Source organism: Lentisphaera profundi (genome assembly GCF_028728065.1).
Classification (GTDB): Bacteria; Verrucomicrobiota; Lentisphaeria; order Lentisphaerales; family Lentisphaeraceae; genus Lentisphaera; species Lentisphaera profundi.
The window spans coordinates 1,489,803-1,502,289 of sequence record NZ_CP117811.1; the positions used below are offsets into that span (position 1 = coordinate 1,489,803).

The window sequence follows — 12,487 nt, forward strand, 5'->3', positions numbered from 1 at the left end:
TATGATAAGTAGAATATTCAGCATTGGTTTTATTACTTTATTTTGTTGTGCATGCGAAAACTCAACAAAACAATCGCAAAATGAGGAAGTGAAGAGTTTTGAATTAAGTCCAAATACTTCTTTGTTTGATATCGATATTCCAATGGTACAAGGCGAGGTATTGGAAGTAGAAGAGCATTTGGATTTAAAAATGCTCGAAGATCAGAATAATTTCGCTTATTCACCTAAAGAAATTCAGCAGCATTTTTCCAAACCCTACACACTGAAATATGATTTCACCGGATTTGATCCCGACAGTGTTCGTCGAGTACCTAAGCCGGGGATTCATCCTCGTGTTTTTTTTGGACCGGATGAACTTCCTGACTTAAGAAATCGTCTTAAAACGACTCTGCCTGGGCAGAAGATCATGACTTCAATCAATAAAGAGCTGAACAATAATATTCGCAAAGAAGGCAGCCCTACAAGTGCAGGGTATCAAGCGCTAGTAAATGGCGACGAAACTGTGGAGATCCATAAAAATATTTCCATAGCTTACGGGGCTTTATACGAAGCCTTCCGTTGCCTTATTGAACAGGATGAAGAAGGTGGTAAGCAAGTGGCTAAGGCCATTGTGACCATAGCAAAGATTGATCAGAAAAAAATTGCCGCTGAGATTAAGAAATTTAAAGAAAAGAACCCCCAGGCGAAACGCATTGATTTTCGAGTTACGGCAAAGAATCCATCACAGAACGGTGCTCTAGGTTTAATGTACGACTGGGCTTATCATTTTATGAATGAAGAGCAAAGAGATATAGTTCGCGAGGCGATTGTTATGGCGTCGAATAAGATGACTTTGCAGGGTGCGCAAAACCTGCGTACAATTCGAACAAATTCCAGTAATTGGATTTCATGGACATCACGTCTCGTGTGTTTGCTCGCAGCAATAGAAGGAGAAGAGGGATACGACCCGGTGGCTTATCAGCATTCAGTACAGGCAATGAAGTGGTTCTTTTCTTTGAGTATTTTTCCTGATGGAGAAAGTCATGAAGGCTGGGGAAAACAATTTCTCATGGCTGAATTAGTTTACATTATGGCGAGAAGAGGAGAGTATTTTTTTGCGAACCAAAATGTTCGCAATACTTTTAATAGATATTGGCTTCATGCGCTCAATCCATGGGGACGTAAAGATGAAGAGTTTGGTGGGGTTTCAGGGCCATTTACATTCTATGATTCCCAGGGAGGAACAAAGACTCGTATCCCTTCCTTGCCAGATATTTTGGTTTACAAAAAACTTTATCCCAAAGATCCGGCCATAGATTTTATTTATCGTAGTGCGATGGGAGAAGACTACGGCAGTTTTTCTGAACGCATTAATTTACGGCATCATTTCTCAACTTATGACGGTTTCTGCAAAGCCATTTTTGCGATGAACTTTGATCATAGTAAGACTTGGGAAGAAGCTCATGCTGATTTAACAAAAGATAAGGATTTAACGTACTTTAGCGTAGATACGGGGAATATGATTACGCGATCAGACTGGAGTCCTGATGCCCTTTACTTTCACTATAATAATCGTTCCATGCCGGGTGGACACAAGTACTCGGACCGCGGGCACTTTAATGTATATGCCGATGGTCGCTATTGGGGGATTTACGAAAAAATGCGTCAGGTGAGGGAAGCCTTTTTGCCGATGAACCGAAGCACAGTGATGATTGACGGGCGGGGCGTGTCTATTGCTCCAGGTAAATGTGTGGATCATGTGAGTAATGACTTAACGAGTTTCACAGTTAGTGACTTGAAGATAACTTATGATTATTCCCACAACTACCTCTTTCCTTTGAAGGGAGAAGATAGAAAGAAAAAAGTTATGTTGCCACATTCATATAATGAATTTCGCTTAGAGCCGTCGGAATACCCTTATTATAATTTAACTCAGGATATGAGGCCTCATTGGTACGACAGCCTCAAAAAGCCCTATGATCAACGCATGGGGGGAAGTAATTCAGCAGCTTGGAGAAAGCATGATATCCCCATGAAAAAAGCTTTTCGTACGGCAGGTATGGTACGTGGGAAGCATCCGTATATTCTCATTGTAGATGACATACAAAAAGATGATCAAAAAAGGCATTACGAATGGGGAATGACTTTGGCGAGTGATGTGAATTTAAATAAGGCGTCAAAAGATTTGGCTATTTTAGGAGACGACAAAAACCGTCAATTAGTGGTACAAATGCTCAGTGCGGATGGACTTGAAGATGCCCCCAAAATAAAAGAAGTACGCAGTAAGAATCCACCTCAGCCGGATAAAGTCATCCCTAAGTTAGTGTTCAATTCACATGCTAAAGCCCCAAACTTCAAAGCGCTTATCTATCCTCCACGGGGTGAGCAAGCACAAGTTAGCTGGAATGAAGACAGAACTCAGCTCACACTTACTTGGTCAGACCAAGTGGATTTGATTACTTTCCGTGAGGCAGAAGATGGAAGGACTCGTATACAAATTCAGCGACAAGCTAAGTGTATAGTTGAAATCAAATGATAAACAACAAGATATTTAATCTATGTTATCTTAGTATTTTAAATGCAATAATATTTAATCTAAATGCTGCAGATTTGTCGCCAGAGGCTATGCGTTCGCCGGTGAATCAGGTTTTTCAGTTTAAAGTAGAAGTGAAAGAGACGGGCTGGAAGCAGGGGCCGGACACTAAAACGCTTAGCTATCTTTGGATTCCTGAAAAAACAAAAAAAGTCAAAGGTGTTTTAATTCTCTGCAGTAATGCACCCGAGCATATACTCGTAGGACATGAAAAATTACGCGATGTTTGCCGTAAACATGACTTAGCCATCTTTTGGGGTGTGCGGTCCTTCTATAATTTTGCCTCTAAAGAAAATGAAAAAATTGTTGCCTTAGCAGAAAAGATTCTTGTTCGCTTAGCGGAGGTTTCTGCTTATAAGGAACTTGCTACGGTTCCCTGGATTCCCCTTGGTGAATCGGGACACCTTTTGATGGTTCAGGCTCTATTAAACCATCGGCCTGAACGCTCAATTGCGGGGGTCGCACTCAAGGATCCCGCGATGGCCAACAGAGCCTGGGAAGTTCCTCTTCTCTCTATCCACGGAACCTCACATGAGTGGAGTCAGACCAAAAAAGATTATCTAAATATATGGAATGGTAAAGATAATAAAGAGGGTTTGAGGTCTTATCAGAAGTATTCAGAAACCGCCAAAGCCAGAAGAGATTGGCCGGCCAGCCTGGTGCTCGATCCCGAGAGTGGACACTTCGAAATTTCCGAGCGTTTGGTTGAGTATGTGGCGGAATTTATCGATGCCATTGTACCGCTTCGTTTAAATCCTGGAGGTGAATTAAAGCCAATAGATTTTTCGTCTACTTATCGTGCGGATCTTGCATACAGAAAAGAACAGGTCCCGACGCCTTTTGCCGCTGATCAGGATGGCGTAGGTTTTTGGTACCCCACAAAAGAACTAGCAAACAAAGCTCAGGAAATAAGTGATTATAATTGGGACGCCGAATCCCAGTTAGTCGGCGTAGCTAATACGGATGGAGAAGTTTTTAAATTCAGCTTTGGGGGTATTTCCTATATCGATGTGAATTATCCTACAGAGAAGCATCCTAATGCTCCAGTGGTAAAAATGCTGGATGACGGCATCACTTTTGAATTGAAATCTGTCGTAATGGATAAACTTCCTGCCGAATTTAAGCAGGCGGGTCTTTCCCTTTCAAAAGTGCCAGGTACACCAACTGTGGAATGGGTTTGCGGTGCCTTTGAACCTTTAGGTAATAATCGCTTTCGAATGGCTATTGATAGAACCTGGCCGTCACCATTGTACTTTGCCGTTCGCCATACAGGTACGAATAAAGTACGCGGGGTTTGTCAACCCATTCAGATGAGCCGCTGGGGTGAGCCAAAAACTAATGTGGGTCAGTCCATTAAATTTGATCATATCGAGGATGTGAAAGTGGGAAGGAAAGAGCTGCACTTGAAGGCAGAGAGCAATAGTGATTTACCCGTGCGTTTCTATGTGGATTCAGGTCCTGCGATCATTCAGGGGAATAAACTCATTTTCACCGAGATCCCCCCAAAAGCTAAATTTCCAATTGTTGTAGAAGTCGTGGCCTGGCAATGGGGCACAAGTAAGGGAGAGGGCGTTCGCCGAGCAAAAAACGTACACAATACTTTTCGCATATTAAACTCCGAGTAATTGAAGAATTGTTCTCAGGTAATGAATGTGGATAAAAGTAGCGAGATATTTGACAAGGCTCTACTATGGATTAGTGCTGGAGAGAAAGTAACTGTCTTTGAGGAGAAATTGATTCAATGGCAGGGCAAAAAAGATGTTAAATTATTAGCAAGCGGTAATGTCACATGGTCGGGGAAATAGTTTTTATCCGCCCGTATGGCAATACCTTGCGCATGTAAGTCCGGCATAGAGTGTCGGACCCGAGTTTGGGACCTCGTGAATGATCTCCTCCTAGTCATGCTCCTCACGGAGCACGCTACATCCTAGCGGACTCACAGGTGAGCCCTGGATCAATTTAGATCCCTTTTGTGCCCCTAGAGCCTTAGTCCGGCAAAAAATATGCGTGTTGGACCCACCCAATTAAACCATTCACTTAGAGTCATTTATTCAATCTATATCCTTGCCAGATTAATAGATTAAGTGGATTTGATTACTTTCCATGACGCACAAGAATGATAATTGAATGCGATGGCAAAGTTATGCGTAAGCTCATATGAGTCTCTAAAAAGATAAGAAATTTTTAGAAAAAAAAATGGCTATGATTCGTGGCTGAATTTAGATGACTCAATGTAATTTATGAGATCAAATTAATGATTGAGCGAAATAAATGTATAGATGCTAAATTCTCTCTAGTGTCGGTACTGATAGGTTGCGTTATTGAATGTGCTGGCGTCTACGCCACCTGTTATATAGAGCTTAGTATTTAAGTTAAAGCCTGTACCCCAAATAATTCCGTGTGGCAGTTGGGGCCCCTTGCGAAAAGTGTTTTTCCCTGGTGAAAATATGTACACATCGCGATCAGAAGTTTTGTTGCGACCACTCATGATCCAAATTTCCCCTTTATAGTGAGCTACAGCGGCAGAGCGAGGTGAATTGGGGACAGCAATAGTTGTCCAGCTCATAGTTCCAAGATCTAAAATAGCTAGGTATTTATGATCGACAATGTGGTAAAATTTATCTTTGAGCTTAGCTCCATAGGAAGAACCCTTGCCTAGAGGTCCCTTGTTTTCTACTTGCCATTGTGAATCACCATCTGCCAAGCTAAACAAGTGAATTTTATGATCTTCTTTTTCTTGTCCATACCCCATGAGGTAATAACGGTTTTGGTGGTTGAATGAGAGGGCACTGGGAAGTGCAAGAGGGAGCTCGGGAAGAGAACTGATTTTTTTACTTTCGATATCAAAGGATTGGGCAATCGGGGGATAAGTTTTTTGACCTTCTGCATCACGAGATTCGCCGCCGGCAGTGATAATGTTGTTTCCTAGGTAGGAGAGGCCACAGTATGCCCGTGCCATGCCATAATGGGCTTCTATTTTCCATTTTTCACCATCAAAACTTAGGAGCTCTTCGTGACATTTTCCCTGATTGGGGAAGTCATACATGCCTGTTAAGGCCCATTCCATATAGAATTTCCCGTCGAGGACATCACCGCCTAAGTCATGAGTTCCACTGGGCATTCTAGCCACGAGTTTCCAATCGCGTTGCCAGGCGTCCTTGGAGGATTCTTTCACGTAGTGATCCTTTCCGGATCTAAACCAAATACTCCCCAAGTCATCAACAAAAATTTTATCGATTTTATACTTAGTTTGATACACAGTGATGTGATCTTTCTTTTTGAGGTCGATGATTTTATTGTTATCACAAGAGATCAGCATACCTCCACTGGGAGCAATGGTAAGATCGGTGATTTTGGCTCCTTGGATCAAGCTAGAATAATCTTTCCAGCCCTGATTGACTTTGGAAGGATTCAATCTGAAAATTTGTGTATCATCTGCAATGATCAGCTTGCCAGTTTCATCATTAATCAGGTGTTGCCATTTCCCTTTTGGCACATTATCCACCTTTCGCCATTGTTTTGAGCTGGCTTTGAGGAGCCATACTTCATTATCCACTAAAGTCCAATAATTACCATAAACATCAAAGCTTCTTTGACTTGATGATTGGGGCCATTGACTTGCAGGCTTAGGGGTATTGATTGGAAATTCCGGAAAGTTGTTTTGCTTTGATAAAACAAAATCTTCCGCCATGAGGCAAAGACTAAAGCACAGTAAAAAGAGTATTTTCATGGTGATACCTAGGTTCTTATTTTTTTTTCTTAAAATCTCAGATTGATTAGAAGGGGGAATTATAGAATTTCAGATCTTTGATCTCGGCTTTTAAGCCTTTGCCAATAATCACTGTGTTTGAAATGAATCCTAGGGGAAGATTTTTTTCATATTCTAATGTTTGGCCGTTCAAAGTAATGACAACTTTATCTTTAAAAACGGCTAATTGGTAGTCATTCCATTGCTCTGCAATGAGCTTAAAATCATTGTTTCTTTGACGGAATCGGCAGCTGGATAAGTCGTGCCCATTATTATGTACGTTGTGATTAAGCCCAAAGCTACCTGCGAGTTGCAAGAGACTACCATTAAATTTCTTTTCGGGTTTAATTTTTAGGCTTAAGGTAAATTGCCCAGGAAAGTCAGCCACTTGTGTAAACTCCTGTCCTGCTTTTACTTGTTTTGATTCTAAAATAATTCTTTTATCAGAGTTAGAATAATTTGGCATCTTTATAGTCGCAGGACCCTTTAAAAAATTGTGTTTTACCGCAAATGCATCAATATCTAAAAGGCATTGAGTCGTTTCTTCTAAAGTTGCACTGTAGTTGTACACGATAAAGGCGTGACGAGCTCCTTTATAGAGTTTGAATTCTGACGAATATCCTTTGCTATACAAGGCATTATGGAATTCTCTTGCCATTTTTTCAACAACAATAAAGTCTTGGTCGCCGTGAAGAATGAGAGCGGGTATGGGCTGCGTCGGGATGTTGAAGACGGGAGAAGCTTGTTTAGCCTTGCTAATCGGATCATTACAGGGTTTTACATTACTGATCCAGGGTTCATAAGTTAAGTCAGTAATGCCATTGCAATCAACAAGTGCATTGGCTCGAGCTTCTGGTTTGACAATTGTAGCCATACATGAAGCTAGGTGACCTCCGGCCGAATCGCCAATGACAATGAGACCTTTGGGGTCAATTCCATAAGAACTGGCGTTTTTGCGAATATGAAGCATGGCCTTTTCACAATCGGAAATTAGCTCAGTTAATGAGGGACCAGCAATAAATTCTTGGAGCTTTTTCTGCTCATTAATTTTATTTTCTTCATCACTTAATTTTTTATTCCAACGGTAATTTTTTGTCTTTAGCAAGCGGTAATTGATGCTGAAACAGACTGCACCCCTAGATGAAAAATAGCGCATGTGGGGGATGAAATTTTCTGGTTCTCCCGCTAGCCAACCACCACCATGAATAAATACAAATGCGGACCGTTTGTCAGATTCTTGCCAATTGTCAGGCAAGCTGGAAATTAAGCGTAATTGATGTTGTGAATCAATGATTTCACTTTTAATTTCGCGTTTATCATGTTCCGCAAAATAGCGTAAATCATTAGCTTGTAATACTGTTCCAAACATAATTAGAAGTGAAATTATTTTCATGCTTTACCTTTTACTACTGTTTCTTATAATGAGTTCAGATTGAACTTTATGGTATTCTTTCTCTTCAAGTTCTCCGTTAATGTCACGAAGTAATAATTCTATGGCCAAACGACCGAGAGTTCAACTTTGTATTGGTAAACCTGATTCACTGGAGAAAGCATTTCCTCTGGAAAGGTGACAAATTAGGCTGAATGGAATAAGTAAAAGCAAAAAATAGTTCATTTTGATAAAACTCCTCTATGTATGATAAAATGTATTCTATAAAATCAATAAGTCAAATGCAATCCACATATCTTCAAAATCCACACTTGGCACTACGCCATAACTATGATACTTTTTTTGAATCAGTAAAAAGCTATAGCCATTTTATATTCCCTGTCGGAATTGGTTTCATCCGCACCCCCCCATTCACATAGATGGGGAGGGTGAAGTACATAGCATGAGCTCTCGCATTATTAGCATCACCTGCTTTATACCACGGGAGATACCCCCGCAAATCATTCCCATACATGGCCACTGCAAGACCAAGCTGCTTATGATTACTCATACTCCCGACCTGCTCAGCCTTGGCTTTTTTAAGGCTAGGCAAAAGCATGGTTGCGAGAATAGAGATGATAGCAATAACCACCAATAAGGCTGCAAGGATAAAAACTTATGATGGTATTTTATTTTCGACTAAGCTCACTTCTATCTCCTGGTGAATTACCCAGACGCAATTCATCAACCTGGTCTCCAATAGTAATGGTGTAACGACCATTGCCACCAGTTATCTTCGGTAGTTCATCCCCTTGCTTGTGGGCGTAGATGAGGGTTCTGAATTTCGCGGTCTTGGCGGCATTCTTAAACTTAAGATTATAGGGCATCTTCTTAGTATTAAGATCCATCTTCGCACGATCAACATCTTGTGTCGGTAGCGAATGCTCTATAACAAAGGAACCCTCTCCCTCATTGCCAAACATATGAACGAAGAGACGTTGGCTTGGATCTTTGGGGTCCACCAGAATGGCGGTATTAGCCGTGATCGTGTGATCTCCCAAATTCTGTTTGAAGTCATCAGGGAGCGCACCATTCCAGACATATTCCCGCTGCTTATCATCCTTTTTGACATCATCAAGAATAAGGATGTAGGGATGTTTCCCTCGCGCAAATTTGGCAGTGCGGTAAGCATAATCAAATTCTTTTTTCCCACTGTAGTTCTTTGGGTCAAAGGGAACTTCATTGGGTTCGAGAATTTGGTGCTGGGGGCGATCGCCAAAATACCAATTAACGAGATACTTAAAGGGCATATTAAACCAGGGGCGTGCATCTGGTTTCAATCGCGTGTAGTTAAGGTTGGGCCAGGGGTTATTTGCCTGACGATACGCCGCGGTGAGGTCACTACCCATACTATCAAAGGTAGCATTCTTGTCTTTGGCTACCCCACTATAGTGAAGTGTACGTACAGCAGAGTTATCCTGTCCTTCACCATCTACGGTTACTAAAGAGTTGGCCCGACTGTGGTGATTTGCACGGCTACGAAAGGTAAGCCATTGCCGTCCCAGGCCGTTCACCTGAAAATAACCCCGAATGGGCGCCTGGTGTCCCGCGGTGACCACCCGTGCTACGTAGTAGAGCTGTAGCGCATCGGCTCCCCAACTCGAACGACTGACCATATGACCTCGGGCATCACTAAAATATCCCAGGGGCTCGCCGGTTTCTTTCACTACTTGTTTCAGATGATCCTGCAGATCTGCAGGTCCTTTCCAATCTTGGGTATAGATCGCAGATATCATCCATGATTCTTGAGAAAAAGTTCTCGGCCGCAATGAAATATATTTCTTAGGACCCGAATCAATGACGTGCTTCATAAAATTGAGAATAGGATCATCCGGATAGGCATAATGTAATACATTTATCGCTGCGATAGGCAAGGGATGATTACCGCCATTTTTCTGGTCATACATCACCGTACCTGGATCCCAGGGCAGGGTATTGTGGAAACGGAACTTGGCTATATTATTGTACATTGCCTTACTGGAGATTATTTTCTTTCCCTTGGGCTGCATCATAGATATGACCGACATTTGTGTAGAGGCTATGTTACTCTTACCCATACCTTCGCGATGAACACCCGACTCGGGGTCATTCATCACCTCTGCGCAGAGTTCAACCGCCCGCACCGCCTCTTTATAGGTGGAGGGATCAAAACCATTCTCCCCGTAGATAGATTGAAGTGTAATCACCATGTCCCCGGTAATCCATGGTTGCCAATTTGAGCTATTACATTGCCCGGCAGGCATGGTAAACATGCCTATGGAATAGGAGCCAGCGGTAGCGGTTGCCAACACCTTGCGAATAATCGCCCGTTCTTCAGTTGTCATGAAATTGTAGAGGTAGTCATAGAGAATCGGGGTCATGCGCCGCCCGAGAATACCCTGTGTTTCTTGCCAACTACTAATCTTGCGCGAAATATACCAATCGAAATGCTGTTGTTGCAACGTAGCCGACTCCAACATCCCGTCAATTAGAATACGGGCCATGTCTGTATCGGCCGTTAATAGGGCCTCTAAGGCCAAGGCAATACGGGCCGTTGCAGCCCAATCAACATCGTGCTGGGGGTAGCTTCCATTTTTTAATTGGAAGGGATTTTGACCCGCTGGCGGTTTATCACTTGATGTGGAATTTGGACTATAGTTCTCAAGCTCATGACCAAACATAGTGCGGGCATATATATACATAAATGAACGATTGTTGTTGCCATGCCGGGTTTTACTAAGGGCCTCTCGAATTCGAGGGAGGTCCTCGAGGGTCATATTAAGTCGTGGATGGCTATAGGCGGGTAGATCTCCGCCGTTAAAGCGCTCTTCTGCAAAGCCCTGCAATTGATATTGAGGAGTTGGTTCGGGAAACCATTTCTTTACAAATGAGTTGGGGTAGGCACGGGTGCTGTAAGGATCCTCCGGCACGCGCATGGTTAAGGAAGGAACGCCGTTCTTATAAATCTGGAGCACCTCTTCATTATTAAGCATCTTATCATAAAGGGCTACTTCATCGATAATGCCCTCGAAGGCGTAGTTATCTCCCGGAATATTAAAAATAAGTTGGGGAACCCCAGTCGCTTCATTCGATAGAGGCGCATAGGCTTTGGTGCCCGCCAGCCAACCATTAACCCAGAGCTTTCGCATCTGACCGGTTGGACCATAACTAATCACAATATGATTCCAGTTACCTTCCAGCTGTATGGGATAGCGAAGGCTCCCAAACATCAAGCTACTGCGATTGGCGATCTTAGAAGTATTATGGCTATTGTCCATGGCCCAATAAGGCTTGCCATTCTCACCCTTCGCTTGAAAGAAAGACGCCCTACGACTATCTCTTTCGGAGGTCGCCCAAAAAGAGATGGTAAATTCATCCGCGAGGGCTTTGAAGGATCCAAAGTCAATAACCCCGCTTTTGTGTTTATCTGGCCTGATGGCCAACCCATTGCCTAGCTTGCCTTCGGGAACAATGGATGCGGCTTCGGACATGGTGACAGAACTTGCCTCAGGCATGGCATCAAAATTCCAGTAGGCTATGGGGTCAATGGACTTCCCCGCTATTTTTGCGATTCGTTCAGAGTGGGAGCCAATCACAAGCCCGTCAAAACGATCGGCGGGCATCTCGTAGAATGTTGTAGTTTTCGGACCCTTATCCGGAGTAAAAATAGCTGCATTAACCAGGGCGGTGTCGCTTCCTGAATTATTGGATGTCTTTAAGCGTAACTTGTAAGCCCCCGCCTTATTGGTGGAAAAGCTTGTAAGAGGATCACTCGCATTAGCAAAGCTAGGTTTTGCTCCCGCCGGCTTTTTCACGACCTCCCAGAGGTAAACTGTCTTTCCTGCAGTTGAGCCTTTTTCTTGATCTGTGTACATTTCCCCACCAGCCATGGTAAAACCGGCCTTGCCATCTTTTAGCCATGCTGTATACCCCATTCCCCCATCGGCGATGGGACTTCGCTTCTCAGTAGCATAGTAGCTTAGTTGGCTTAATTCTTTGACCTTCTCAGCAGAAAGCGCGCTGCCGTATATTCGTAACTCATCAAATAAGCCGAAAGATCGATGTTGATGACTCCCCCCAGAAAATTCCATGGATAATTGTACCGCTGGATTCCAGCTTGATTTTAAGGGTAGAGTTTTGGATTCACCCTGGTAATAACAGCTTATTTCCTTAGCCCCCCATACCACCACTACGTTATTCCATTGGTCTTTTTTCATTGTGGGAAAGACAAAGGGATATAGGTGGCTTGTATCCCCAACTAGGTGGGAGAGAGTAAACCCTCCTTTATTGTGGCCACTCACATTTAATACCCGCTTACCATCTGAGTTAAAACACACAAGGCTATCAATACGACCCTTGCTGACATTGGGTTTAATCCATAAGGAGAGAGACCATTGAGTTGGAAGTGATAGTTTTCCTTGGGTTCGTATGTAACCACGTACACCTTCTTTCATGTTGGCCGCACCGCCAAACACACCTCTACCGGGTGCCCATTGCATACCACCCGTACTACCAATTCTATCCCAAACGACTTCACCGTCCTGATTATTGCCCGATGAATCGTATTCTTTTGAACCAAACTCAAAGGGTGAATCAAAGCCCCAGTGGAGAATAGGTTTTACCGGGGCTGTTTCTGCCTGGGCAAATGTTGAACAGTTCAAAGCCATAAAAGTAAGTATGGATAGGCTAGAGGGAATAAATTTCATGTTTCTCCTTTGTAGGTGTTGTACCTAAATTTTCATTTTTATAGTTGTTTATA

The 12,487-nt window shown here is 42.9% G+C and carries 7 protein-coding genes; 3 read left to right on the forward strand and 4 right to left on the reverse strand.

Annotation, left to right across the window (positions count from 1 at the left end; genetic code table 11):
- Position 1: 1 nt before the first annotated feature.
- The 3 genes from PQO03_RS05905 to PQO03_RS05915 are packed head-to-tail and all read left to right on the forward strand — an operon-like array spanning position 2 to position 4,377.
- Complete coding sequence (locus PQO03_RS05905) at positions 2-2,515, forward strand: hypothetical protein (RefSeq protein WP_274148644.1); 2,514 nt, start codon at positions 2-4, stop codon at positions 2,513-2,515.
- Positions 2,512-4,197 carry a hypothetical protein gene (locus PQO03_RS05910; protein WP_274148646.1) on the forward strand — a complete coding sequence of 562 codons (1,686 nt, stop codon included), beginning with the start codon at positions 2,512-2,514 and terminating at the stop codon, positions 4,195-4,197. The genes PQO03_RS05905 and PQO03_RS05910 overlap by 4 nt, the downstream gene beginning before the upstream one ends.
- Before the next feature lie 27 nt (positions 4,198-4,224).
- Positions 4,225-4,377: a hypothetical protein gene (locus PQO03_RS05915; protein WP_274148648.1), complete on the forward strand. Its 153-nt coding sequence runs from the start codon at positions 4,225-4,227 to the stop codon at positions 4,375-4,377.
- 488 nt (positions 4,378-4,865) lie between these two features.
- On the opposite strand, the gene PQO03_RS05920 is transcribed toward PQO03_RS05915, so the two are convergent.
- The 4 genes from PQO03_RS05920 to PQO03_RS05935 all read right to left on the reverse strand — a co-directional run bounded on the left by PQO03_RS05920 (position 4,866) and on the right by PQO03_RS05935 (position 12,434).
- Complete coding sequence (locus tag PQO03_RS05920) at positions 4,866-6,302, reverse strand: Kelch repeat-containing protein (RefSeq protein ID WP_274148650.1); 1,437 nt, start codon at positions 6,300-6,302, stop codon at positions 4,866-4,868.
- Between the two features lie 46 nt (positions 6,303-6,348).
- A complete protein-coding gene (locus tag PQO03_RS05925) occupies positions 6,349-7,713 on the reverse strand; it encodes an alpha/beta hydrolase (RefSeq protein ID WP_274148652.1) in 1,365 nt (454 codons plus the stop codon).
- A gap of 355 nt (positions 7,714-8,068) precedes the next feature.
- The gene (locus PQO03_RS05930) at positions 8,069-8,260 is read right to left on the reverse strand and encodes a hypothetical protein (RefSeq protein WP_274148654.1); all 192 of its coding nucleotides are present in this window, start codon (positions 8,258-8,260) and stop codon (positions 8,069-8,071) included.
- 118 nt (positions 8,261-8,378) lie between these two features.
- Complete coding sequence (locus PQO03_RS05935) at positions 8,379-12,434, reverse strand: LamG domain-containing protein (protein ID WP_274148656.1); 4,056 nt, start codon at positions 12,432-12,434, stop codon at positions 8,379-8,381.
- Between the last annotated feature and the right edge of the window lie 53 nt (positions 12,435-12,487).